This is a genomic window from Pseudomonas sp. TZ252 (genome assembly GCF_056110345.1).
Map to the genome: position 1 here is coordinate 230,940 of NZ_CM148566.1, position 24,168 is coordinate 255,107.

General features: G+C 66.7%; 23 protein-coding genes. 8 read left to right on the forward strand and 15 right to left on the reverse strand.

What is annotated here, in order from left to right; genetic code table 11:
* Window positions 1–18: 18 nt before the first annotated feature.
* The gene (locus ACYAF3_RS01070) at window positions 19–426 is read right to left on the reverse strand and encodes an OsmC family protein (RefSeq protein ID WP_003158235.1); all 408 of its coding nucleotides are present in this window, start codon (window positions 424–426) and stop codon (window positions 19–21) included.
* A 142-nt stretch (window positions 427–568) separates the two neighbouring features.
* Window positions 569–1,186 carry an isochorismate family cysteine hydrolase YcaC gene (gene ycaC / locus ACYAF3_RS01075; RefSeq protein ID WP_003082476.1) on the reverse strand — a complete coding sequence of 206 codons (618 nt, stop codon included), beginning with the start codon at window positions 1,184–1,186 and terminating at the stop codon, window positions 569–571.
* Between the two features lie 300 nt (window positions 1,187–1,486).
* On the opposite strand from ycaC, the gene ACYAF3_RS01080 reads away from it, so the two are divergent.
* Window positions 1,487–2,401 (forward strand): LysR family transcriptional regulator, encoded by a 915-nt coding sequence (locus ACYAF3_RS01080; RefSeq protein WP_003082475.1) that lies wholly within the window; start codon window positions 1,487–1,489, stop codon window positions 2,399–2,401.
* Between the two features lie 7 nt (window positions 2,402–2,408).
* Here ACYAF3_RS01080 and ACYAF3_RS01085 read toward each other — a convergent pair whose 3' ends face one another.
* The 5 genes from ACYAF3_RS01085 to ddaR form a co-directional block, all read right to left on the reverse strand.
* On the reverse strand, window positions 2,409–3,071 hold the full coding sequence (locus ACYAF3_RS01085; protein ID WP_003086626.1) for an O-methyltransferase: 663 nt from the start codon (window positions 3,069–3,071) through the stop codon (window positions 2,409–2,411).
* Between the two features lie 19 nt (window positions 3,072–3,090).
* Entirely contained in the window at window positions 3,091–3,624 is a 534-nt protein-coding gene (locus ACYAF3_RS01090) for a C40 family peptidase (protein WP_003082473.1), read from the reverse strand.
* Between the two features lie 82 nt (window positions 3,625–3,706).
* Window positions 3,707–4,324 (reverse strand): C40 family peptidase, encoded by a 618-nt coding sequence (locus tag ACYAF3_RS01095; RefSeq protein WP_003082470.1) that lies wholly within the window; start codon window positions 4,322–4,324, stop codon window positions 3,707–3,709.
* Between the two features lie 65 nt (window positions 4,325–4,389).
* Window positions 4,390–5,160 carry an NAD-dependent deacylase gene (locus ACYAF3_RS01100; RefSeq protein WP_003112457.1) on the reverse strand — a complete coding sequence of 257 codons (771 nt, stop codon included), beginning with the start codon at window positions 5,158–5,160 and terminating at the stop codon, window positions 4,390–4,392.
* A gap of 12 nt (window positions 5,161–5,172) precedes the next feature.
* A complete protein-coding gene (gene ddaR, locus ACYAF3_RS01105; protein WP_033981126.1) occupies window positions 5,173–6,573 on the reverse strand; it encodes a transcriptional regulator DdaR in 1,401 nt (466 codons plus the stop codon).
* Between the two features lie 210 nt (window positions 6,574–6,783).
* On the opposite strand from ddaR, the gene ddaH reads away from it, so the two are divergent.
* Window positions 6,784–7,548 carry a dimethylargininase gene (ddaH, locus tag ACYAF3_RS01110; protein WP_003086612.1) on the forward strand — a complete coding sequence of 255 codons (765 nt, stop codon included), beginning with the start codon at window positions 6,784–6,786 and terminating at the stop codon, window positions 7,546–7,548.
* A 104-nt stretch (window positions 7,549–7,652) separates the two neighbouring features.
* Window positions 7,653–9,071, forward strand: a complete 1,419-nt coding sequence (locus tag ACYAF3_RS01115; protein ID WP_033999088.1) for a basic amino acid/polyamine antiporter — start codon at window positions 7,653–7,655, stop codon at window positions 9,069–9,071.
* Between the two features lies 1 nt (window position 9,072).
* Here the strand turns inward: ACYAF3_RS01115 and ACYAF3_RS01120 are convergent, their stop codons facing one another.
* Window positions 9,073–9,744, reverse strand: coding sequence for a DNA-3-methyladenine glycosylase I (locus ACYAF3_RS01120; RefSeq protein WP_003082464.1), 672 nt, complete (start codon window positions 9,742–9,744; stop codon window positions 9,073–9,075).
* A 46-nt stretch (window positions 9,745–9,790) separates the two neighbouring features.
* The gene (gene ttcA / locus ACYAF3_RS01125; protein ID WP_003082462.1) at window positions 9,791–10,615 is read right to left on the reverse strand and encodes a tRNA 2-thiocytidine(32) synthetase TtcA; all 825 of its coding nucleotides are present in this window, start codon (window positions 10,613–10,615) and stop codon (window positions 9,791–9,793) included.
* Between the two features lie 102 nt (window positions 10,616–10,717).
* Between ttcA and ACYAF3_RS01130 the strand changes: the two genes are divergently transcribed.
* The 3 genes from ACYAF3_RS01130 (at window position 10,718) to ACYAF3_RS01140 (ending at window position 12,734) form a co-directional block, all read left to right on the forward strand.
* On the forward strand, window positions 10,718–11,311 hold the full coding sequence (locus tag ACYAF3_RS01130) for a DNA-J related domain-containing protein (protein ID WP_003082458.1): 594 nt from the start codon (window positions 10,718–10,720) through the stop codon (window positions 11,309–11,311).
* 158 nt (window positions 11,312–11,469) lie between these two features.
* Window positions 11,470–12,069 (forward strand): Yip1 family protein, encoded by a 600-nt coding sequence (locus ACYAF3_RS01135; protein WP_003082455.1) that lies wholly within the window; start codon window positions 11,470–11,472, stop codon window positions 12,067–12,069.
* Between the two features lie 167 nt (window positions 12,070–12,236).
* Window positions 12,237–12,734, forward strand: coding sequence for a SprT family zinc-dependent metalloprotease (locus ACYAF3_RS01140; protein WP_003082453.1), 498 nt, complete (start codon window positions 12,237–12,239; stop codon window positions 12,732–12,734).
* A 1-nt stretch (window position 12,735) separates the two neighbouring features.
* Here ACYAF3_RS01140 and ACYAF3_RS01145 read toward each other — a convergent pair whose 3' ends face one another.
* From ACYAF3_RS01145 to ACYAF3_RS01160, 4 genes are all read right to left on the reverse strand, one after another.
* Window positions 12,736–13,917 carry a CaiB/BaiF CoA transferase family protein gene (locus tag ACYAF3_RS01145; protein ID WP_116350024.1) on the reverse strand — a complete coding sequence of 394 codons (1,182 nt, stop codon included), beginning with the start codon at window positions 13,915–13,917 and terminating at the stop codon, window positions 12,736–12,738.
* Window positions 13,918–14,005: 88 nt separating this feature from the next.
* Window positions 14,006–15,145 (reverse strand): acyl-CoA dehydrogenase family protein, encoded by a 1,140-nt coding sequence (locus ACYAF3_RS01150; protein WP_003082447.1) that lies wholly within the window; start codon window positions 15,143–15,145, stop codon window positions 14,006–14,008.
* A 101-nt stretch (window positions 15,146–15,246) separates the two neighbouring features.
* Entirely contained in the window at window positions 15,247–16,266 is a 1,020-nt protein-coding gene (locus ACYAF3_RS01155; protein WP_023115467.1) for an LLM class oxidoreductase, read from the reverse strand.
* On the reverse strand, window positions 16,263–16,892 hold the full coding sequence (locus tag ACYAF3_RS01160; protein ID WP_003112463.1) for a glutathione S-transferase family protein: 630 nt from the start codon (window positions 16,890–16,892) through the stop codon (window positions 16,263–16,265). Before ACYAF3_RS01160 ends, ACYAF3_RS01155 begins: the two co-directional genes overlap by 4 nt.
* Window positions 16,893–17,093: 201 nt before the next feature.
* On the opposite strand from ACYAF3_RS01160, the gene ACYAF3_RS01165 reads away from it, so the two are divergent.
* On the forward strand, window positions 17,094–17,984 hold the full coding sequence (locus tag ACYAF3_RS01165; protein ID WP_128669442.1) for a LysR substrate-binding domain-containing protein: 891 nt from the start codon (window positions 17,094–17,096) through the stop codon (window positions 17,982–17,984).
* Between the two features lie 74 nt (window positions 17,985–18,058).
* Here ACYAF3_RS01165 and dctA read toward each other — a convergent pair whose 3' ends face one another.
* A complete protein-coding gene (gene dctA / locus ACYAF3_RS01170; RefSeq protein ID WP_003082442.1) occupies window positions 18,059–19,369 on the reverse strand; it encodes a C4-dicarboxylate transporter DctC in 1,311 nt (436 codons plus the stop codon).
* Window positions 19,370–19,704: 335 nt separating this feature from the next.
* Between dctA and ACYAF3_RS01175 the strand changes: the two genes are divergently transcribed.
* Entirely contained in the window at window positions 19,705–20,706 is a 1,002-nt protein-coding gene (locus tag ACYAF3_RS01175) for an AraC family transcriptional regulator (RefSeq protein ID WP_003106595.1), read from the forward strand.
* A gap of 3 nt (window positions 20,707–20,709) precedes the next feature.
* Here the strand turns inward: ACYAF3_RS01175 and ACYAF3_RS01180 are convergent, their stop codons facing one another.
* Complete coding sequence (locus ACYAF3_RS01180) at window positions 20,710–24,072, reverse strand: diguanylate cyclase (protein ID WP_003086577.1); 3,363 nt, start codon at window positions 24,070–24,072, stop codon at window positions 20,710–20,712.
* Between the last annotated feature and the right edge of the window lie 96 nt (window positions 24,073–24,168).

Consider the following 24,168-nt stretch of genomic DNA (forward strand, 5'->3'; position numbering starts at 1 on the left):
CTCGTTGTGCGTGCGGGTTCAGTCGCGTAGCTGGCTGCTGACGCTGACCTCTCCGGAGAGTACACGATGGATCGGGCAGGCATTGGCGATCTCCAGCAGACGCTGGCGCTGCTCGGCGTCGAGATCGCCGGCCAGGCGGATGTCGCGGCGGATATGGGTGAAGGGCTCCGGCTTGGTGCGTTCCTCGACGATGTTCAGTTGCACGTCGATACCCTCCAGCGGCCACTCCTTGCGCTGCGCGTACATCGCCACGGTGATCGCCGTGCAGGCGCCCAGCGCCGAGAGCAGGATCTCGTGCGGCGAGGGACCGCTGTCGGCGCCGCCGAGGGCGGCCGGCACGTCGCTCAGCCACTGGTGGCTGTCGTCGCCGAGGGTCACGCGATAAGAGGTGGTGCCGAGGGAAGCGTTGACGACCTGGGTAGCCATGGGGTTTCTCCTGTGCATGGGGGGCGTGCCGGAACCTCGGGTTCCGGCGAAGCGGCGTTCCGATGAAAACACCTGGACGGAAAACGACACAAGGCACCCGATGGTCGGAGTGCCTTGTGTCCGGGACAGCGGCGAAGCCGGCTTACTTCTTCGTGCCGAAGCTCTGGATCAGGTTGGCGTACGCCGGCAGGTGGCCGCCGAGGATGGCACCGAAGCCTTCGATGTCGTTGCGCCAGTCGCGGTGCAGTTCGCAGCCGACGCTGAACCAGTTCATCAGTTGCGCGCCGGCGGCGGTCATGCGCGCCCAGGCGGCGTCGCGCACCACCGGGTTGAAGGTGCCGGAGGCGTCGGTGACGACGAATACGTCAAACCCCTCCTCCAGTGCCGAGAGGGTCGGGAAGGCTACGCAGACATCGGTCACCACGCCGGCGATGATCAGTTGCTTCTTGCCGGTGGCCTTGACTGCCTTGACGAAGTCCTCGTTGTCCCAGGCGTTGATGTTGCCGGGGCGGGCGATGTACGGGGCCTGCGGAAACATTTCCTTGAGTTCCGGCACCAGCGGGCCGTTGGGGCCATCCTCGAAGCTGGTGGTGAGGATGGTCGGCAGGTTGAAGAACCTGGCGATGTCGGCCAATGCCAGGACGTTGTTCTTGAACTCGTCCGGGCTGAAATCGCGGACCAGGGAGAGCAGGCCTGCCTGGTGGTCGACGAACAGCACCGCCGCATCGTTCTTGTCGAGTCGCTTGTAGGTGAAGGACATGGTGTTTCTCCGGTCTCGGGCGGCGTCCGTCGCCGCGCGGTGTGAAACGAAGCGCCTCCTGGGAGGCAAGCATGGGCGGTCTCGGGAGCGCACGCCGCCCATCAAGAGTAGTGACAGCGACAGCGATTTACCGCCCGGTAAAATGCGAAAACGGTGTTCTCGATACGAGAACAATGCCATTCCCCGGGCGCGCTACGCTTGCCCTGCCATTGTCTTTCCCGCACGTTCGACGCGCGCATCCCCTTACCAGGAGTTCTCCCGCATGCGACAGTCTGCCTCCCGATTGTTTCGAGATTCGCCATGAGCCTGCGCCTTGAAGACATACAGGCCTTCCTCAACGTGGTCGAGCTGGGCAGCATCAGCGCCGCCGCCGAACGCATGAGCCTGTCCAAGTCCGTGATCAGCAAACGCGTCAGCGACCTGGAGCGCCACCTCGGCGTGCGCCTGCTCTACCGCTCGACGCGCAACGTCGAGCCGACCGAGGCCGGCGGCTTCTTCTACAAGTCGGCCAAGGCCTCGCTGCAGGACCTGAACAACGCCGCGGAAAGCGTGGCCCTGCGCGAGAACGACCTGTGCGGGGAATTGCGGGTGATGGCGCCGATGAGCTTCGGCACGCTCTGGCTGGGGCCGCTGGTGATGGAATTCATGGCGCGCAACCCGCGCCTGGAAGTGGTCCTGCAACTGGACGACCGGATCGTCGACTTCGAGAAGGAAGGCTACGACCTGGCGATCCGCATCACCCGCCTGCAGGACAGCTCGCTGATCGCCCGCCAACTGGGCACCAGCCGCCGGGTAGTGTGTTGCAGCCCGGAATACCTGGAACGGCACGGCCCGCTGCAACGCATCGAAGACATCCTCTGCCATCCCTGCATCGGCTACAGCCACAACACCCCGTCGCAGCTATGGAGCTTCGAGCCGCGGGTGGCCGGCGAGCCGGCGCGGATGATCACCCCGCGCGGACGCTTCAACACCAACAACGGCCAGACCATGCGCGACGCCGCGGTGCGTGGCCTGGGCCTGGCGATGCTGCCGCTGTTCATCGCCGCCGAGGACCTGGCCGCCGGCCGGCTGGTCGAGGCCCTGCCGCAGGAGCGGCCGCTGGACGACCTGATCTACGCCATGTATTCGCGAGCGGCAACCCTCTCGCCGAAGGTGAAGCTGTTCGTCCAGTTTCTCCAGCAGGCCCTGGGCAGCCCGCCGTGGGGCGTGCGCTGAGCCTCGCTCAGCGCTTGCGACAGACGCTCAGCCCGTCGCCGATCGGCAGCAGCGAGTAGTCCACCCGCGCGTCGTTCTTCAGCGCCAGGTTGAGCTGCTGGATGCCGCGGGTATCCGCACTCTTCGGCTGCGCTTCGAGCACCCGGCCGCTCCACAGCACGTTGTCGAAAAGCACCAGCCCACCCTGGCGCACCAGCGCCAGCGCGGCCTCCAGGTATTCGGGGTAGTTGGCCTTGTCGGCGTCGATGAAGGCCAGGTCGAACTGCCCGGCCAGGCCTTCGTCGAGCAACGCACGCAGGGTTTCCAGGGCGGGCCCGAGGCGTAGCTCGATGCGCTCCTCGACAGCGGCTTCGCGCCAGTAGCGGCGCGCAGTCAGGTGGTAGTCGCCGGGCAGGTCGCAACAGGTAAGACGCCCCTGCTCGCCAAGGGCGGTAGCCATGCACAGGGCGCTGTAGCCGGTGAAGGTGCCGACCTCCAGCGCCCGCCGCGCGCCGATCAGGGTCAGCAGCAAGGCGATGAACTGGCCCTGCTCGGGGGCGATCTGCCAGCGTGCGTTGGGCAGCTTCGCGGTTTCCTCGCGCAGGCGGGTCATCAGCGGGGTTTCCCGCAGCGAAACGTCCAGCAGGTAGCGGTAGAGGTTGTCGTCGAGGTTGAGGGTGCGGGTGGTCATCGGCCCGGACCTCCCCGCCTCAGGGCACCCGCGCCAACGGCGACGGCGCGACCAGCACGCGCTTGGCGTCCAGGTACGCGCGTTGCCAGTAGCTGTTCTGCAGGCTGTCCAGGCGCACCGTGCCGCCGGTGCGCGGCGCATGCACGAAGCGACCCTCGCCGACGTAGATGCCGGCATGGCTCACGGTGCGACCACCGGAGGTGGCGAAGAACACCAGGTCGCCGGTCTGCAGGGCCTGCACCGGCACGCTGGGCGCGCGCATGGAAATCATCTCGCGGGTCGAGCGCGGCAGCTTGATGCCGGTCATGTCGCGGTAGACGAAGTTGATCAGGCCGCTGCAATCGAAGCCCGAATCGGGCGTGTTGCCGCCCCAGCGGTAGGGCGTGCCGACCAGGCCGAGGGCACGGAACAGCACATCGTCGGCGGCGGGCGAGAAATTCGTCGCCGGACGGAATACGACCTGTTTGGCGGGCGCGGGGGGCGGCGCTTTGCTGGCGCAGGCGGTAAGCAGCGCAGCAAAGGCGAGGATCGAGAATCGGGCCAGTGCATGCATAGTGGAAGCCTTCCTGGTGAGGAATGCTTCCACTTTGCTACGACAAGGAGTTAAACGCAATACTTAAAGTAAAACTTTAAGTTTAGCGCTTGCTCGTCAGGGCATCCTTGTAGCCGGGTTCGAGCACCCGCTTGGCTTCCATGTAGCTCAGGCTCCAGTAGCTGGAGTCCAGGCTGTCCACCCGCACCCCGCCGCCGCGACGGCTGGCGGAATGGATGAACTGGCCATCGCCGATGTAGATGCCGGCGTGGCTGACGCGACCACGGCCACGGTTGTTGAAGAACAGCAGGTCGCCGGGCTGCAGCTCGTCCTTGGAGACCAGCGGTACGTCCATATCGATGAGTTCGCGGGTGGAGCGCGGCAGCTTGATGCCGGCCTCCTCGCGGAACAGGTAGCCGACGAAGCCGCTGCAATCGAAGCCTTTCGCCGTCGTACCGCCGAAACGGTACGGCGTACCGATCAGTTCGAAAGCGCGCTCGAGGATGCTGGACGCCAGCGCAGGCGTACCAGCCGATGAATTGTCCGCCCCTTCGTCCTCAACATCCTGCCAAGCGATCGCGTCGCGTTCGACGTCGATGCTGCTCTTGGCTGCGGTCGGCTCTTTGGCGACCTGCGGCTCCGGCGAATGGCTGGCGCAAGCGGCCAGCAGCAGAACGAAACTCATGGGCACGAGGGGTGCTAAGCGTTTAAGCATGGGCACGACCGTGTCTCATTAGTTTTACTAGCGGGCTAATTTGCCTTCTCGATCAATCCTATGCAAGTTTTTTATCGATAAATGTGACTTACCACCTGCGGCATGATGTCTAAGGCTCGTCCTGTCATTTTCACATCGACCCGCTCGCTGAGGTCGGTCACGCCAGGATTCACCTCCGCGGTGAAGCCTCCCGCCTGCCGCGTGCGCAGCACCGGTTCGACGATATAGGGGAAGCTCGCGGTGGTTCCCACCACCAGCACCGCATCGAAGCCTTTGCGCAATTCGCGGTACAGGGTATCGATCGCCTCTTCCGGCAACATTTCCTCGAACAGCACCACCGGCGGCCGCAGCACCCCACCGCAAGCGGCGCAGCGCGGCGGCAACTGGCCGTGCAGATGCTCCTCCAGGCCGCCGCTCTCGGCACCGCAGGACTGGCAGTAGAGCGGCGCCAGTTCGCCATGGATCTCGATCAGCCGCTCGGCCGGCGAGCCGGCCTGGCGATGGAAGCCGTCGATGTTCTGGGTCAGCACCCAGCATTCCGGCTTGTGCTTCTGCAACTCGGCGATGGCTTCGTGGCCGGCGTTGGGTCGGGCCGCCAGGCAAGCCTTGCCGAGTTCCGCGAGGTACTTCCAGCACAGCGCCGGATCGCGCCGCAGCATCGGTCCGGAAAGTGCCGCCTCGATCGGCAGGCCCTCTTCCGTGCGACCGTTGTAGAGACCGCCGAGGCCGCGATAGGTGGGCATACCGGAGTCCGCGGAGAGGCCGGCGCCGGTGATGACCAGGATGCGTTCGGCGCGCCGCAGGGCCTGGGCGACGGTGGCGATCGGGCTGTGGCTGTCCATGGTTGGCTCCTGTCAGGCTGGCGGATCGAGGGAAGCCGGCAAGCCGAGCCGGCGCATGCGCCCGAGCAGGGTCGTGCGCGGAATCCGCAACCGGGCGGCGGCCCGGGAGAGATTGCCGCGCGCCTGGCGCAAGGCGTCTTCTATCAGGTTGCGCTCCTGTTGCGCCAGCGCCTCGCGCAGGCCTCCGACCGCCGCGCTGTTCATCGAGAGCGCGGCCTCGCCGCCCACGGCCTCGGCGCCGTCGTCGGCGAACGCCACCTCATCCAGCAGTGCGCCGCCCTCCCCGTGCAGCAACAGGCTGCGCCGGATCACGTTTTCCAGTTGCCGGACGTTGCCCGGCCAGTCGCAGGCCAGCAACTGCGCCAGCGCCCGCTCGCCAAGAGCGGTGACACGCGGGTTGAGGCTGCGCGCATCGCGACGGACGAACGCCCGTGCCAGCAGTTCCACATCGCCGGGGCGCTCGCGCAGCGGCGGGATGCACAGGCTGCCCACGTCCAGACGGTAGTACAGGTCCTCGCGCAGGCGTCCCTCGGCGATCGCCTGGCGCGGCGGCTGGTTGCTCGCCGCGATCAGGCGTACATCGGCCCGCTGCGGGCTCAGGCTGCCCAGAGGCAGGTAGCTGCCGTCCTGCAGGACCCGCAGCAGCTTGCTCTGCATGGCCATCGGCATGGAATTGATCTCGTCGAGGAACAAGCTGCCGCCCTGCGCCAGGGCGAACATGCCCTTGCGGTTCTCGGCGCCGGTGAAAGCGCCGCGGGTGGTGCCGAACAGGGTACTTTCCAGCAGCGTCTCGGGAATCGCTGCGCAGTTCAGGCTGATCATCGGACCGCTGCGTCGCGGGCTCAGGGCATGGGCGCGACGGGCGAACAGTTCCTTGCCGGTGCCGGTCTCGCCATGGATCAGCAGCGGCAGGTCGGTGGCCGCGAAAACGTCCAGGCGCTGCAACTGCCGCAGCAGGCTCGGCGCCACGCTCAGGATGTTCGGGCAATCCGCCAGGCCTGCGGCCTCTTCGGTCTCGGCGACGACTTCGCCGAGCTCCATCGCGCCGAGCAGGCAACCGTCGCGCCCGCGCAGCGGGATCGCCCGGTGGCGATACTGCAACAGCTCGCCGCCGGCCCCCACGTAGGCCTGCAGCGTATCGATCGATGGCCGCCCTTCGGCCAGGCAACGCAACAGCGTGCTTTGCTCGGCCGCCAGCCAGGGAGCGCTCTGCAACAGGTGCATACCCAACGCCCGCTGCGGGTCGAGACCATCGAGCAGGCCGCTGGCACGGTTGTAGTAGACGAAGCGACCGGAGGGGTCGACCACCGTGACCGGTTGCCGCAGGCCGTCGAAAATCGGCGCCAGGCAGTCCACCAACCAGGCCAGTTCACCGCTTCGCGCGGAAATCGTCGGCTCCTCGACAAGCGCCATGCTCTCCCCCTCGGTTTCCCGGATGTCGAAATCTCGTCAGTTGTCCCATCTTCGACGCAGCGCGACCGAGCATCCTTGGCGTGGATCAACCAAGCCCTCGGAAAACCAGGAAAATCCTCCGATTTATCAAGGATTTCCAAGGCAATTCCCGGGCGTTGGCTGGCGCGTGGCTTGCAACGACCTCGTCGTCCCCACACGAGGAAAATCGTCATGTTCAAGCACATCATCGCTCGCACGCCCGCCCGCAGCCTGGTCGACGGCCTGACCTCCAGCCACCTCGGCAAGCCGGACTACGCCAAGGCCCTGGAGCAGCACAACGCCTACATCCGCGCCTTGCAGACCTGCGACGTGGACATCACCCTGCTGCCGCCGGACGAACGCTTCCCCGACTCGGTGTTCGTCGAGGACCCGGTGCTCTGCACCTCGCGCTGCGCCATCATCACCCGCCCCGGCGCCGAATCGCGGCGCGGCGAGACCGAGATCATCGAGGAAACCGTGCAGCGCTTCTATCCGGGCAAGGTCGAGCGCATCGAGGCACCCGGCACGGTGGAAGCCGGCGACATCATGATGGTCGGCGACCACTTCTACATCGGCGAATCGGCCCGCACCAACGCCGAGGGCGCCCGGCAGATGATCGCGATCCTGGAGAAACATGGCCTCAGCGGCTCGGTGGTGCGCCTGGAAAAGGTCCTGCACCTGAAGACCGGGCTCGCCTACCTGGAACACAACAACCTGCTGGCCGCCGGCGAGTTCGTCAGCAAGCCGGAGTTCCAGGACTTCAACATCATCGAGATCCCCGAAGAGGAGTCCTACGCCGCCAACTGCATCTGGGTCAACGAAAGGGTGATCATGCCCGCCGGCTATCCCCGGACCCGCGAGAAGATCGCCCGCCTCGGCTACCGGGTGATCGAGGTGGACACCTCCGAATATCGCAAGATCGACGGCGGCGTCAGTTGCATGTCGCTGCGCTTCTGAACCATGCCGCGGCGGACCGACCCGCCGCCTCCCGCCGTCGCACCCCGGCGCAGGCTCCGCCTGCGCCGGGCGCGACATACCGGATGCAGTTTCGGAGGTGCCACATGGCCGATTCGGACAAGGGAAAACTGGGGCTGCCGGCGCTGACCGCGCTGGTGGTGGGCGGCATCATCGGCAGCGGCATCTTCAGCCTGCCGCAGAACATGGCCGAAGGCGCAGGCGCCGGCGCGATCCTGATCGCCTGGGCGATCACCTTCGTCGGCATGCTGACCCTGACGCGGATATTCCAGTGGCTGTCGACCACCCGCCCCGAACTGGACGACGGCGTCTACGGCTACGCCCGCGAAGGCTTCGGCGAATACCTGGGGTTCAATGCCGCCTGGGGCTACTGGATTTCCGCCTGGGTCGGCAACGCCGGCTACCTGGTGGTGCTGTTCAGCGCCCTCGGCTCGTTCGGCGCGCTGGCCTTCTTCGGCGACGGAACCACCTGGCCGGCGCTGCTCGGCGAATTGACGGTGCTCTGGCTGATGCATGCCTTCGTCCTCCACGGCGTGCACAACGCGGCGATCACCAACGCCATCGTGACCCTCGCCAAGGTGGTGCCGATCGCCCTGTTCATCCTCTGCGTAGCCCTGGCCTTCCGCATCGAGACCTTTCACCTGGACTTCTGGGGCAGCCCGGCCCTGGGCAGCGTCGCCCGCCAGGTGGAAACCACCATGCTCTACACCGTCTGGGTATTCCTCGGCATCGAGAGCGCCACGGTCTATGCCAGCCACGCGCGGCACGCGGCCGATGTCAGCCGCGCAACCCTGCTCGGCTTCGTGGTCACCCTGCTGTTGCTGGTCTGCGTCTCGGTGCTGTCGCTGGGCGTGGTGCCGCAGCACGAACTGGCGCAGATGAAGAACCCCTCAATGGCTCAGGTGATGGCCGCGGCGGTGGGCCCCTGGGGCGCCACGCTGATCAACGTCGGGCTGATCGTCTCGGTCGGCGGCGCGCTGCTGGCCTGGACCATGCTCGCGGTGGAAATGCTCTACCTGGCCAGCCGTGGCCCAACGCACACCGCGCCGGCACTGTTCGGCCGCACCAATGCGGTGGAAACCCCGGCGCCGGCACTGTGGCTGACCAGCACGCTGATCTCTGCGCTGCTGCTGGTGGCCTTCCTCAACGCCTCGGGCTACAACGCGCTGATCCAGTTGGCCACCTCGATGGCGCTGATCCCCTACCTGCTCTGCGCCGGCTTCTGCCTGAAGCTGGTGGCGCGCCGCCCGCACTCGGGCGCGATGCTGGCGCTGGCGCTGTTGGGGACGCTCTACGGGGTCTGGCTGATCTACGCCGCCGGGCTGAAATACCTGCTGCTGTCGATGATCCTCTACGCGCCAGGCCTGGGCTTCTTCCTGCATGCCCGTCGCCAGCGCGGCCTGCCGGCGTTCGGCAATCGCGCCGAAGGCAGCGTCGCGGCGCTGGTGCTGGTCCTCGCGCTGGCGGCGCTGTGGATGATCGGCAGCGGTCGGCTGAGCCTCTAGCTCAATGATTGACCGTATGTGCCAGCATCACCGACAGCTGGCACAGCGGCCGGCCGCTCTCCTCGCGCCACTGGTTGAAGGCGGCCTGCACGGCAGCCAGGTCCTTGAGGCTGGTGGGCGGTTTGTCGATGATCTCCTGGGCCTTCAGCGCGGCGACCATGTCGTCGCTGGGAATGAAGGTGTCCTTGCCGGCCATCCGCAGGAAACGCGGCGCCGACAAGCCGCCGAGCTGGTTGCCGCGCTTGCTCAGCAGCTTCCACAGGCCGACGATGTCGGTTTCCGGCCAATCCGCGAGGAAGTTGCCGAAGCTGCCATGCTCGCGGGCCAGGTCGAGCACCATCTGCGCATTGCGCGGCACGCTCTTGAGCTTGCCCAGGTGGCGGATCAGGCGGGCGTCCTGCATCAGCCGCTCGAGATGCTCGGCGCTCATGAGCACGACCTTCTGCGGATCGAAGCCGAAGAACACTTCCTCGAAGGCCGGCCACTTGGCGTCCACCAGGCTGTGCTTGAGGCCGGCGCGGAAGATCCGCAGGCTGATCAGCGACAGGTAGCGGTCGTCACCCACCGCGCGCAGCTCGGCGGCGCTCTTCGGCTGCGGCAGGCGCGCTTCCAGCGCCTCCCTGGAGCCGAAGCGGTTCAGGCAGTATTCGTACATCCAGGCGTAGTCGCGCATCGGGAATCCTTGCAGACCGGAGAGAAGAACTGACCCGCGGCGCAGCTCAGAGGTTCATCACGTCGAGGAAGCGCGGCGTGGCGTTCTCGTCGATGCGCAGGTTGGCGAAGTCGAACAGGTTGCGGTCGGCCAGTTGCGACGGCACCACGTTCTGCAGGGCGCGGAACATGATCTCGGTACGCCCCGGCGATTTGCGTTCCCATTCCAGCAGCATTTCCTTGACCACCTGGCGCTGCAGGTTCTCCTGCGAACCGCAGAGGTTGCAGGGGATGATCGGGAACTCCTTGAGCTGGGAATAGGCCTCGATGTCCTTCTCGCTGCAATAGGCCAGCGGCCGGATCACCACGTTGCGCCCGTCGTCGGCCAGCAGCTTCGGCGGCATGGCCTTCAGGGTGCCGCCGTAGAACATGTTGAGGAAGAAGGTCTCGAGGATGTCGTCGCGATGGTGACCGAGGGCCATCTTGGTCGCGCCGATCTCGTCGGCGAAGGTGTACAGCGTGCCACGGCGCAGGCGCGAGCACAGCGAGCAGGTGGTCTTGCCTTCCGGGATCTTCTCCTTGACCACCGAGTAGGTGTCCTTCTCGACGATGTGGTACTCGACGCCGATCGACTTCAGGTACTCCGGCAGGACGTGCTCGGGAAAACCGGGCTGCTTCTGGTCCATGTTCACCGCGACGATCTCGAAGCGGATCGGCGCGACCTTCTGCAGGTAGAGCAGGATGTCGAGCATGGTGTAGCTGTCCTTGCCGCCGGACAGGCAGACCATGACCTTGTCGCCATCCTCGATCATGTTGAAGTCGGTGATGGCCTCGCCGGCCAGGCGGCGCAGGCGCTTCTGCAGTTTGTTCTGATTGACCGAAAGGGTGCCCATGGTGCTCTGGAATCCGGGTGTTCGAGGAGAAAAGCTGACTATTTTACGCACAAAGCGACGCCGACCCCAGCCCCTCCCGACGCCCGATGCTAGTCTTGTCCCATGACTCCCGACCTCGACCACCGCCTCGACCTCGCCGGGCAGATCCTCTGCCTGCTGCGCGAGCATCCCGAGGGGCTTTCCGAATACCAGTTGATCCAGCTGCTGAAGGCCCGCCATTCGACGCATATCCCCCATCGCGAACTGGCCGACAAGCTGGTGCTGTTCCGCACCCATTTCCTCCTGTTCAACGCGCTCTACCACCTGCGCGACCACCTCTGGGCCGAGCGCGAGGCGCACCTGGAGATCAGCCCGCTGAGCCTGCGCCTGCATCCTTACGTGGATGGCACGCAGGCGCTGGAACAGGGCGATCCGCTGCGCGACTACTACCTCGACCTGCGTCACCTGGGGGAGACCAGCGAGGCCGACGTCGAGCGGCTGCTGCAGAGTTTCTGGACGCGCATGCAGGGCAGCGAGGAGAAGGCTGCCGCCCTCGCCCTGTTCGAGCTGGAAGGCGCGGTCGACTATCCCGCCATCAAGCTGCGCTACCGGCAACTGGTCAGCCAGCACCATCCCGACCGCGGCGGCAGCACTGCGCGCCTGCAATCGATCAACAAGGCGATGGAAATACTGCAACGCTATTACAGCCGGCCGTGAAGCTTCGATTTGCTCTAAACCCGCGAGCGACGCGGGCTCGGGCCGTTCCTATACTGCGACATAAGGTCGCATAGGTCGGCCGAGCACCGGGTGGCGCTGTCCATGCGCGCCCGGCGCTTCGCTGGGGGGCGACCACATAAGAACGAGGAGGAAACGGCATGATCCATCATGTATGGGGGCTCTTCACCCATCCCGATCAGGAATGGCAGGAAATCCGTGGCGAAGAAGAAAGCATCAGCCACATGTACCTGACCCACATCCTGATCCTGGCTGCCATTCCGGCGATTTCCGCCTATATCGGCACGACCCAGGTCGGCTGGGTGGTCGGCGGCGGCGATCCGGTCAAGTTGACCCAGGCCAGCGCGTTGCAGATGACGGTCCTCACCTACCTGGCGATGCTCGCCGGGGTGGCGGTGATGGGCGCGTTCATCCACTGGATGGCGCGGACCTACGACGCCAATCCGAGCCTGACCCAGTGCATCGTGTTCGCCGCCTACAACGCCACGCCGCTGTTCATCGCCGGGCTGGCGGCGCTGTATCCGCACCTCTGGCTGGGAATGATCGTCGGGGTGGCGGCGATCAGCTACACGGTCTACCTGCTCTACGTGGGGATTCCCACCTTCATGAACATCCACAAGGACGAAGGCTTCCTGTTCTCCAGCTCGGTGCTGGCGGTGGGCCTGGTGGTGCTGGTGGCGATGATCGCCCTGTCGGTGATCCTCTGGGGCAGCGGGGTCGGCCCGGAATACACCAGCTGACGTCCAGCGAACGCATCGTACGACCGGGCCGCGGGCAACCGCCGCCCGGTTTTTTCTTGCCCGCCGCCGCGCTTGCCTGATCCTGCACCCCGGACGAGCGGTCGTCCCGACGCCTGCGCCCGCCCTCCTGTCTCCGGCATAATCGCCCGCTGCTGGAGTCTTCCCGAATGCCCGAACACCTCAACGCCCGCGTCGAGGCCTGCTATCGGCAGGCCGAACACTTCTTCCAACGCAGCTTCCCCCGCCCGACCGTCAGCTTCCGCCTGCGCGGCCAGAAAGCCGGGGTCGCCCATCTCGACGAGAACCTGCTGCGCTTCAATCCCCAGCTGTACCGCGAGAACCGCGAGCACTTCCTGGAACAGACCGTGGCCCACGAAGTCGCGCACCTGATCGCGCACCAGTTGTTCGGCCCGCGCATCCGCCCCCACGGCGAGGAGTGGCAGTTGATCATGCGCGGCATCTACGGCCTGCCGCCGGACCGCTGCCACACCTACGCGGTCAAGCGCCGCGCCACCACCCGCTACCTGTACCGCTGCCATTGCCCGGAGCACAACGACTTCCCGTTCTCCCCGCAACGCCACACCCTGGTGGCCAAGGGGCGCCGCTACTACTGCCGGCGCTGCAAGGCGACCCTGGTGTTCACCGGCGAAGTGCTCCGCGAGTGATTCAGGCGATGGCCCCGGCCGCCTTCAGCTCGGCGATCCGTTCGGCGGAGTAGCCCAGGCCTTCGAGCACCGCCACGGTGTCGGCGCCGAGCGCCGTGCCGATGTGGCGAGGCGCCGGCAGGCCGGCGGAAAACTTGATCGGACAGGCCATCTGCGCCTGGCTGCCGCCGTCCGCCAGCGGCACCCGGGCGACCAGCCCGCGCGCCTGCAACTGCGGGTGTTCCAGCGCCTCGGAGAGCGGCAGCAGCGGCTCCACGCAGGCATCCAGGGCGGCGAACACCGCCTGCCATTCGGCGAAGTCGCGTTTCTCGAACTCCATCTCGATCTCGCGCTTCAGCGCCCGCTGCTCTTCCGGCTTCGGCGACAGGCCGCGGGCGGCCAGTTCCGGGCGGCCGATGGCGGCGCAGAACTGCTGCATGAACTGCGGTTCCAGGCTGCCTACCGAGAACCAGCGGCCATCGCGGGTGAGGTAGTAGTCGTAGAAGCTGCCGCCGTTCAGCGCCAGCGCCTCCATCTCCGGCTCGACCCCGGCCGCGAGATAGCCTGCACCGGCCATGCCGTTCAGGCTGAAGGCGCAGTCGGTCATGCTGATGTCGACGAACTGCCCCTCGCCGGTCTGCTGCCGGTGGATGACCGCCGCCAGCAGGCCCATCACGCCATGCAACGAACCACCGGCGAGGTCCGCCAGTTGCACCCCCAGCGGCAACGGGCCACGCTCGCGGCGCCCGGTGTAGCTGGCGACGCCGGCCAGCGCCAGGTAGTTGATGTCATGCCCGGCGCGCTCGCGGTACGGCCCGGTCTGGCCGTAGCCGGTGATGGCCACGTAGATCAGCCGCGGGTTCGCCGCCTTCAGCGCCTCGTAGCCGACGCCGAGCTTGTCCATCACCCCCGGACGGAACTGTTCGAGGACGATGTCGTATTCGCGTACCAGCTCCAGCACCACCTCGCGCGCGCCCTGCCGCTTCAGGTCGAGGCCGATGGAACGCTTGTTGCGGTTCAGGTAGGCATGGCTGGCCGAGGTGCCGTCGACGTGCGGCGGCAGCACCCGCACCAGGTCCATGCGCCCGGGCGACTCCACGCGCAGCACGTCCGCCCCCATGTCGGCCAGCAGCAGCGAGGCGAACGGCCCCGGCAACAGGGTCGAGAAATCCAGCACTTTCAACGATGACAACGGGCCTTTCATGCTCCCTCCTCTGGGTCGCCGGGCATTGGTCGGGATCGCCTGCCGAGCAGCCTATCCACCCGCCGCGCGGCGCGACATGGCCGTGGCGTCAGAGCTTCATGCCGCGGCTGATGATCTCTTTCATGATCTCCGAGGTACCGGCGAAGATCCGCTGGATGCGGGCGTTGGCGTACATCCTGCAGATCGGATACTCCCACATGTAGCCCCAGCCGCCATGCAGTTGCACGCCTTCGTCGACCACCTTGCCCAGCAGCTCGGTGGTGAACAGCTTGGCTTCGGCGGCGACCTCGGGGGACAGCTTCTTCTGGTTGTGGTCCATCACGCAGCGGTCGGTGAAGACCTGCGCCACGTCGATCTGGGTACGCATTTCGGCGAGCTTGAAGCGGGTGTTCTGGAAGTGCGCCACCGGCCGGCCGAAGGCCTGGCGCTCCTTCACGTAGTCGATGGTCGCCTGCAACGCCGCCTCGGCCCCGGCCACCGCGCCGCAGGCGTTGGTCAGGCGCTCCTGGGCGAGCATGTTCATCAGGTAGAAGAAGCCGCCCTTGGCGTCGCCCAGCAGGTTTTCCTTCGGCACCCGCACATTGTTGAAGAACAGCTCGGCGGTGTCCTGGCTCTTCATGCCGAGCTTCTTCAGGTTGCGCCCGCGCTCGAAGCCTTGCATGCCGCGCTCCACCAGGAACAGGCCCATGGCGTGCTTGTTCGCCGGATCGGTCTTCGCCGCGACGATCACCAGGTCGGCCAGCAGGCCGTTGGAGATGAACACCTTGGAGCCGTTGAGCAGCCAGTGGTCACCCTTGTCCACCGCGGTGCTGCGCATGCCGGCCAGGTCGGAGCCGGCGGACGGCTCGGTCATGGCCACGGCGAGGATGGTCTCGCCACGGACGATCCCCGGCAACAGGCGGGCCTTCTGCTCGGCGCTACCGTATTCGGCGATGTACGGCCCGCACAACGCCGAGTGCAGCGGGATCATGAAGCCCGGTTCGTTGATCCGCGCCAGCTCCTCGCACATGATCTGCTCGTAGCGGAAGTCCTTGAGCCCGGCGCCACCGTACTCCTCGTCCGCCCAGGGCAGCAGGAAGCCCATCTCCCCCGCCTTCCTCCAGACAGCGCGGTCGACCACCCCGGCCTCTTCCCAGGCGTCCTGGTGCGGCACCACCTCTTTGTCGAGAAAGGCGCGGAAGGCATCGCGGAACAGGTTGTGTTCGGTCTCGAAGATCTGCCGTTGCATGTACGGGGACTCCCTGCGGTCAGTGGTTCCGCAGGGTAGGCGGCGCCGGCCGGCGCCCTCAATGACGCGAGCGCTCAGGCTCGGTTGACCGAATCGGTCAGCTACCAGTCCATGCTCGCCGGCTGCACGCCCGGGTGGGACGGGAACAACGGCAGCACCTCCTCGGCCAGTTCCTGGATGACTTCCGCTGCCGGCCTGGCGGAGAACTGGATGCCCAGGGCGGCATGGTTGACGCCCGCCGCGCGCCATTCGCCGAGCAGCTCGATCAGGCCGTTGCGCCCGGTGCGCAGTACGTAGCCGCCGTGCAACGGCGTACGCGGATACGCCGGGTCGTCCACCAGGTCCAGCCATTCGTTGGTCATGTGCGGGCGGAACCCGCCGTCCGCGATGGACATCCTCCAGGCGCGGATCTTCCGGGCCAGGCGACGTGGTCCGGACGCATCGACAGTCGACTCGGGATAGGTCAGCCAGCCATCCGCCTGGCGTGCCAGCCAGTCCGCCGGCTGCCGCGCGGAGCCGGTGACGACCAGCGGGATGGCGCCGGCCGGCGGACGCGGCAACAGTTCGGCGTCGTCCAGCGTACCGAGCGGCGAGGCGACGCGCCGGCAGCCGTGCAGCAGTTGGCGCAGGTAGTCCAGGCCCTGGGCGAACCGCTCGCCGCGCTGAGCATGCTCCAACCCGTAGGCGGGGAACTCCACCGGCCGGTCGCCGGAGGCGAGGCCCAGCACCAGGCGTCCGCCGGACAACCGGTCGACGCTCGCCGCGGCCTTGGCCAGGTCGACCGGTTGGCGCAGGGAAAGCACCGCGCTGCCGGTGGCCAGGGCGATACGGCGGGTCCGCGCGGCCAGATAGCCAAGGTAGGTGAACGGGTCGAACACTTGTCCGGCATCGCCGAAGCGTGGGTCGAACAGCGGTACGTCGCGTACCCAGACGGCGGCGAATCCCAGTCGATCGATTTCTTCGACCAGCCGCGCCTGGCCCAGCAGCACCCGCATGTCGCCCTGGTAGAAACGCAACGGCAGGAACAGGCCCAGGGTCAGCGCGTCTGCGGCGAACATGCGCCGATAGCCAGGGTGCCCGACGAAGGCCGGCGCCGAGGCGCCTTGCAGCAGGGCGCTCATGGACCCACCGCCGGTTCCGGCAGGAGGATCCCGCGCTGCACCGCAGGCCGCAGGGCCATGCGCCGGTGCCAGTCGTCCAGGTGGCGATAATGGCTGAAGTCGAAGTCGACGATCCGCGCCGTATGGGTCCAGCCGAAGGTGGCGATATCGGCGATGGAGTATTGCTCACCGGCCAGCCAGGGCCGTCCGGCCAGGCGCTGGTCGAGGGTGGCGAAAACCTCCTCGGAGAGCCGCCGATAGCGTTCGATGGCCGGCGGGTACCGCTCTTCGGCGAAGATCTCGAAATGCACGCGCTGGCCGAGGATGGGCCCCATGCTGGAAGCATGGAAAGTCAGCCAGGTCAGGGCCTCCCAGCGTTCCCGGGGGGCGTCGGGAAGCAACCGCCCGCTGGTCTCCGCCAGGTACTGCAGGATCGCCGCCGACTCGAACAGGGTGATGCCGGCGGCCCGGTCTACCAGCACCGGTATCCGGCCATGTGGATTCAGGCGCAGGAATTCCGGGCGGCGTTGCTCGCCATGGTCGATGCGAACGTGGTGCAGTGCGTAGGGCAGCCCCAGTTCCTCGAGGGCGATGGTGATCTTGAATCCGTTGGGTGAACTGTCGCTGTAGAGCTGGAGGGAAGGCATGGCAAGTATCCTTGCAGCGCTGGACTATCCGGCGCCTGGGCGATGGGGGCGGCGCCGACCGGGGAAACCGCCTCGGCCGCTTCCCGCACACCGAAGAAAGCAGCTAGGCTAAAGTCTCTCGTTTCGCCACACATGCTGAAGCCCAGGCCGGCGGATGAAAAACGATCCTTTCTACAACCTGTTTATAGAAAAACTAAATTCATGGGTGCCGTCCTCCCGCTCCTCGCGCTACGCGCTTTCGTCGAAACCGCCCGCCATGGCAATCTCACCCGCGCGGCCGCGGCCATGGGCGTCACTCCCGGCGCGGTAAGCCAGCAGCTCAGGGCTCTGCAGGCGCGCACCGGCGTCGTCCTGTTCCAGCGCTTCAGCCATGGCATGCGCCTGACGCCAGAGGGCGAGCAGGTCTATCCCGGCCTCCGCCAGGCCTTCGAGCAGATCACCCCGAGCCTTGCCCAGCTGGAGGCGATCAATGCCCGCCAGACCCTCACGGTCAGCACCGAGCCCTCCTTCGCCGCCACCTGGCTGGTGCCGCGCCTCGGTCAATTCAGCGCGTCGCACCCGCAGGTGGAAGTCCGCGTGGAGGCTACGGCACTGCTCGCCGACCTGCGCCGGGAACGAATCGACGTCGCCATCCGCCACGGGCTCGGCGACTACCCCGGACTCGACGTGCAGGCACTGATGGCCCCGCCGCTGATCCCGGTGGCCAGCCCGCGCCTGCTGGCGGAAGGTCCTGAGATCCGCGAAGCGATCGATTGCCTGGCCTACCCGCTGTTGCAGGAGTCGGAGCGCAATGACTGGCGCCTGTGGCTGCGGGCGATGGGGGTGGAGGACGACCCGCGCAGCGAGAGAGGTCCGGCTTTCGCCGACGACCTGCTGCTGGTTCGCGCCGCCGAGGCCGGCCAGGGTATCGCGCTGGTACGGGAGATCCATGCCCGCGCCGAGATCGTCAGCGGCCGCTTGGCGGTCGCCCTTGAGCGGCCCTGGCCGAGCCGCTTCGCCTATTACGCGGTGAGCCTGCCAGGAGCGGCGCAACGAGCGCCCCTCTCGCTGTTCCTCGCCTGGCTGCGCGAGCAGGCCGCCGCCGAGGCATAAAAAAACCCGCCACGAGGGCGGGTTCGAAGGGCGGCAGGGAGCTCTTCACTTCCCCCTGCCGAACAGGTTTGAGCTTAGACCGCTTCGCGGCCGCCCACCGGAATATCGCTGGCAGGCGACGAAGCGTTGCCCTCGCCGGCCAGTTCGCGCTGCAAGGTGCCCTCGTCGAGCTGCTTGCACCACTTGGAAACCACTACCGTGGCCACGCCGTTGCCGACCAGGTTGGTCAGCGCGCGGGCTTCGGACATGAAGCGGTCGATGCCGAGGATCAGCGCCAGGCCGGCGACCGGCAGGTGGCCGACGGCGGAAAGGGTCGCGGCGAGCACGATGAAGCCGCTGCCGGTGACGCCGGCGGCGCCCTTGGAAGCGATCAGCAGCACCAGCAGCAGGGTGATCTGGTGGGTGATGTCCATCGGCGTATCGGTGGCCTGGGCGATGAACACCGCGGCCATGGTCAGGTAGATCGAGGTGCCGTCGAGGTTGAAGGAGTAACCGGTGGGAATCACCAGGCCGACCACCGACTTGTTGCAGCCGAGCTTCTCCATCTTGTCGATCATCCGCGGCAGGGCCGACTCGGAAGACGAGGTGCCCAGCACGATCAGCAGTTCCTCGCGGATGTACCTGATGAAGCGCAGGATGCTGAAGCCGTGGGCGCGGGCGATGCCGCCGAGGACGATGAGCACGAACAGGATGCAGGTGATGTAGAAGCACAGCATCAGTTGGCCGAGCTGCACCAGCGAACCCACGCCGTAGGCGCCGATGGTGAAGGCCATGGCGCCGAACGCGCCGATCGGGGCGACCTTCATGATCACGTTGATGATGTTGAACATCACGTGGGAGACGCGCTCGATGAACTCGAACACCGGCTTGCCGTAGCTGCCCAGGCGATGCAGGGCGTAGCCGAAGAGCACGGAGAAGAACAGGACCTGGAGGATGTCGCCGTTGGCGAACGCGCCGACCACGGTGCCGGGGATCACGTTCATCAGGAAGTCGACGGTGCTCTGCTTCTCGCCGGCAGCGGCGTAGGCAGCGATCTTGCTGGTGTCGAGGGTGTTCGGGTCGACGTGCATGCCGGCGCCCGGCTGGACCACGTTGACCACTACCAGGCCGATGATCAGGGCCACGGTGGAGACGACCTCGAAGTACAGCAGCGCCATGCCGCCGGTCTTGCCGACCGACTTCATGCTCTGCATGCCGGCGATGCCGGTGACCACGGTGCAGAAGATGATCGGCGCGATGGCCATCTTGATCAGTTTGACGAAGCCGTCGCCGAACGGCTTCATCGCCACCGCCGTTTCCGGGTACCAGTGGCCGAGCGCGATACCGATGGCGATGGCGACCAGAACCTGCACGTACAGGCTCTTGTAGAAGGGTTGTTTGGTCATGGGCAGAGTCCTCACGGGGGCGCTTCGCCAGTTCCCTGGAACGCGCTCACCGGTAGCGTTACCCCCCTTGCTGGGGAGATTTTTTGTCGTGAACCGCCGCGGCGGAACCTTGCCCAGGCATTGCAGAGGCTGTGCCAGGATGCTCTTTATCTAAATAAAATCCTTATATATCAACAAGTTAAATAATAAATGAAAATTGCATAGCGGGCTAAGCGTGGCGGATTACCGCCCGGCGGGCCGGCTGTGCCGCGCGAGCATGGCGGGAGTCCGCCACCACCCTTGTCGTCTTCCGGGTGGCGCCCTACCATCGCCGTTCCAACAACAAGGACGCCGCCATGCGTGAGCGCACCATCGCCAGCCATTTCGTCCGCGCCGCGTTGCGCGGGGCCACGCGCCAAGGCCTGGACGGCCCCGCCCTGCTGCGTCGCGCCGGCATCCAGCCGGCCCTGCTGGACGAACCGCGGGCACGCATCGCGCCGGAGCAGTTCACCCGCCTGATGCAGTTGCTCTGGGAAGTGCTGGACGACGAATACATGGGCTTCGGCGAAGTCCGCAGCAAGCGCGGCACCTTCGCCATGATGTGCCACACCCTGATTCATTGCCGGACCCTGGAAAAGGCCCTGCAGCGCGGCGAACTGTTCTACGGCCTGTTCCCCCAGGCGCCGCTGATCCACCTGCGGCGCGACGGCGACCTGGTGCGCCTGAGCCTCGAGGAACGCCACCTGTCGGACCCGGATCACTTCCTCGCCGAAAGCCTGCTGGTGATCTGGCACCGCCTCGCCAGTTGGCTGATCGGCCAGCGCATCCGCCTGGAGGAAGCCACCTTCAGCTACCCGGCGCCGGACCACCAGGCCGAGTACGACCTGCTGTTTCCCTGCCCCCGGCGGTTTTCCGCCGGCTGCACCAGCCTGCTGTTCGCCGCCCGCTACCTGGGCATGCCGCTGCTGCAGGACGAACGCACCCTCAAGCAGTTCCTCCAGCACTCTCCCGCCGACCTGCTGGCGCGCCCGGACGGCGGCGACAGCCTGACCAGCCAGATCCGCCGCCTGCTCGGCCGCGACTGCCGGCGCTGGCCAGACCTCGACCAGGTCGCCCGCCAACTGCACATGAGTTCGCAGACCCTGCGACGCCACCTGCGCGAGGAAGGCGGCAGCTTCCAGCAACTCAAGGACCACCTGCGGCGCGACCTGGCGATCTACCACCTGGGTCGGGACGAGCTGTCGATCCAGGACATCGCCGAGCAGCTCGGCTTTTCCGAGCCCTCGGCCTTCCATCGCGCGTTCAAGAAGTGGACCGGCCTCACCCCCGGCGCGTACCGGCACCAGGCGGAAGCCTGAAGCTCAGCCCAACTCCTGGCGACGAAGCCCGCTGCGCAGTTGGTCGAGCACCGTGGCGAACGGCTGCGGCCGCCCGACCGCGTAGCCCTGGGCGAAATCCACCCCGAGGCGCGCCAGGTGATCGAGGATTTCCCGGCTCTCGACGAACTCGGCCACAGTCACCGCGCCCAGGCGGTGGGCGATCTGGTTGATGGAGTCGACGATGGCCTGGTCCACCGGGCTCTTGTCCAGGTTGCGGACGAAGCTGCCGTCGATCTTGATCACGTCGACGACGAAATTCTTCAGGTAATTGAAGGAACTCAGGCCGGAGCCGAAGTCGTCCAGCGCCACCTTGCAGCCGAGGTCGCGCAGCTTGGCGACGATCCGCGAAGCCACCGACAACTGGTTCATCAACGCCGTCTCGGTCAGCTCGAAGTACAGGCGCTCCGGCCTCAGCGGCGAGTGTTCGATGCGATCCAGCAGGTAAGGCAGGAACAGCGGGTCGTTGAGCGAGTTGCCGGACAGGTTGATGCCGATGCTCAGGCCCTCCACCGCGGCGATCCGCGCGCCGAAGTTGATCAGCGCCTCGTTGATCACCCAGCGGTCGATGCTGGCCATCAGGTTGAAGCGCTCGGCGGCCGGGATGAAGGCGCCCGGCGGAGTCATCTGGCCATCCGGATCGTACAGTCGCAGCAGCAGCTCGTAGTGCCGGTCGCCGTCGCGGCGGGGGCCGACCGGGACGATCTCCTGCGCCTGCAACTGGAAGCGGTCGTTCTCCAGGGCCTCGCGCAGCCCGCTGGCGAGGAGTATGTCGCGGTGCTGGCGCTCCACTTCCTCATGGCCGAACTGGTACACCGAAACCCGGTTGCGCCCGGCATGCTTGGCCGCGTAGCAGGCCACGTCGGCCTGGCTCATCAGTTCGCTGGTGCTGCGCGAGGTGGCGGTAAGGGCGGTGATACCGATGCTCGCGCCCACGTCGTAGAGCCGCCCTTCCCAGGGGAAGCGCACCGAGCAGATCTGCTCGATGAGCTTGCTCGCCACCTGCTCCGCCTCCGCCAGGTCGCAATCGAACAGCAGCAGGCCGAACTCATCGCCGCCCAGCCGCGCCAGGGTGTCGGAGGCGCGGGTGCGGTCGGCGAGAATCCGGCTCAGCTCGCGCAGCAGCATGTCGCCCGCCGCGTGCCCGGCGGAATCGTTGACCACCTTGAAGCGGTCGAGGTCGATGAAGCACAGCGCATGCTGGGTCGCCCGCTCCTGGGCGTTGGCCAGGGCGCGTTGCAGCTCCTCCTCGAACTTGGTGCGGTTGAACAGCCCGGTGAGGGCATCGTGGGAGGCGTGATAGCTCAGCTCGCGCTGCATCGCCCGGGCCTTGGTGACGTTCTGGAACACCAGCACGGTGCCGATGATCTCGCCATCGCGGGTGCGCACCGGCGCCGCGCAATTCTGGATATCGTGCTGCTCGCCCTTGCGGCTGATCAGCGTGGCGCCGTCCTCCAGGTAGAACACCCGGGTGTTCTGCAGGCAGCGTCGCACCGGGCTTTCCAGGGCCTCGCCGGTGTCGCTGTCGAGCACGTTGAAGACCAGTTCGTGGGGCGCGCCGATGGCGTCCTGCAAGGTCCAGCCGGTCATCGCCTCGGCCACCGGGTTCATGAAGGTCACGCGGCCGCCGGCGTCGGTGGTCAACACGGCATCGCCTATGGAATACAGGGTCACCTGCAGGCGTTCCTTTTCCTCGTGCAGGGTTTCCGCCAGGGTGCGGATCTCGGTGATGTCGCTGTTGATGCCGATCATCCGCACCGGACGGTTGTCCTCGTCGCGCGTCAGCGTGGCGATCGCCCGCAGGTGGCGAACCTCGCGGTTGGGGCGGACGATACGGAACTCGCAGTCGAATTTCTGCAACCCGCTGACGGCGCGCTCCAGCTCGCGCAGCACGCGGTCGTGATCCTCGGCATGCAGGCTCGCCTTCCACTGCTCCACCGTGGTCTCCCCGGGACCGCTGCGGATGCCGTACAGGTCGAACATGCGGAAATCCCAGTGCAGGCGGTTGCGCGCCAGGTCCCACTCCCAGATGCCGATCTGCCCGGCGTCGGTGGCCAGCTTGATCCGTTCGGCGAGGCGCTCGCGCTCCAGCTCGGCACGCTTGCGACTGTCGATATCCTCCACCTGGGTGACGAAGTACTGGGCGACTCCCTCCTCGTCGCGCACCAGCGACACGCTGATGCGCGCCCAGAAGGTTTCGCCGTCCTGGCGCAGGTAGCGCTTCTCCATCTGGTAGGAGTTGATACGCCCGGCGAGCAGGTCGCGCACCAGGTCGAGGTCCAGTTCCAGGTCGTCCACATAGGTGATCTCCTGGAACGACAGCTCGCCCAGGCGTTCGGCGGAATAGCCGAGCATCCGGCACAGCGCCTCGTTGACCTTGAACAGCCGCCCCTCCAGCGACACCAGGGCCATGCCGATCGCCGAGAATTCCATGGCGCCGCGGAACTGCGCCTCGCCGATGGCCACCTGATGCTGCTCGCGGCGGCTGCGCTCCATGATCACCGAGACCAGGAAGGCGGGAATGAGGGTCAAGGCCATCGGCAGGTACAGCAGCGGCTCGCCGAAACGTTGCTGGGACGACTCGGGGACGAACACGCCGAGGGCGATCAGCACGGCGATGAAACAGGTGTTCAGGCAACCGATCAGCGCGGTACCGAACACGCTGGTGCTGGCGGCGGCCACCAGCAGCGGCAGGAGCACGTAGATGAAGGCGTAGGGCAGGCGCGTCAGGGCCACGAAGCTGATCACCAGGGTCACCAGCAGGAGCATCGCGTTGTCCACTCCCGCCCGCCCCGACAGAGCGTGACGCCAGGCCGCCAGGTTGCTGGCCATGCACAATGGCAGCAGCGCGAGCATGCCCATCGCATCGCCCACGTACCAGCGCGCCCACATTTCCGGGAAACGCCCCATGCCGAAGACGCTGACCAGCACCGCGCCCACCGAGGCGCCGAGCAAGGGCGGGATCAGCGCGCCGGCCCAGAGCACGCGAACCGCCGAATGCAGGTTGAATTCGAAGTCCTCGCGCACCCGGTTGATGCGTAACAGCATCGCGGCGAAGATCGCTTCGCTCAGGTTGGCCGGCAGGAACGCCGCGCTCATCCACAGGCTGTCGCCATACAGGCGGTTGGCCGCCAGGTTGGCCACGGCGGAGCAGAGCAGGATCGCCGGCCACTGGCGCAGCGGCGCGCGCAGCAGGGCGGCGGTGAGGATCGCGTTGGGCAGCCAGATCGCAGCGATGGTGGCGGGCTGGCGCGACAGGTAGATGCAGGCCAGGGCGGCGAGAAAGAACAGCACACCGGCCTGGATGCCCGCCCACAAGCCCCTGTCGTCGGTTTTGCCACTGAACATCCGCTCGAATCCCCGGTACCTGCGTCAAAGGAACTGCGCCAGCCGAACAGACTTCAGCGTAGCGCGGAAACACCTCAGACGTAGGTAACGGCCGCC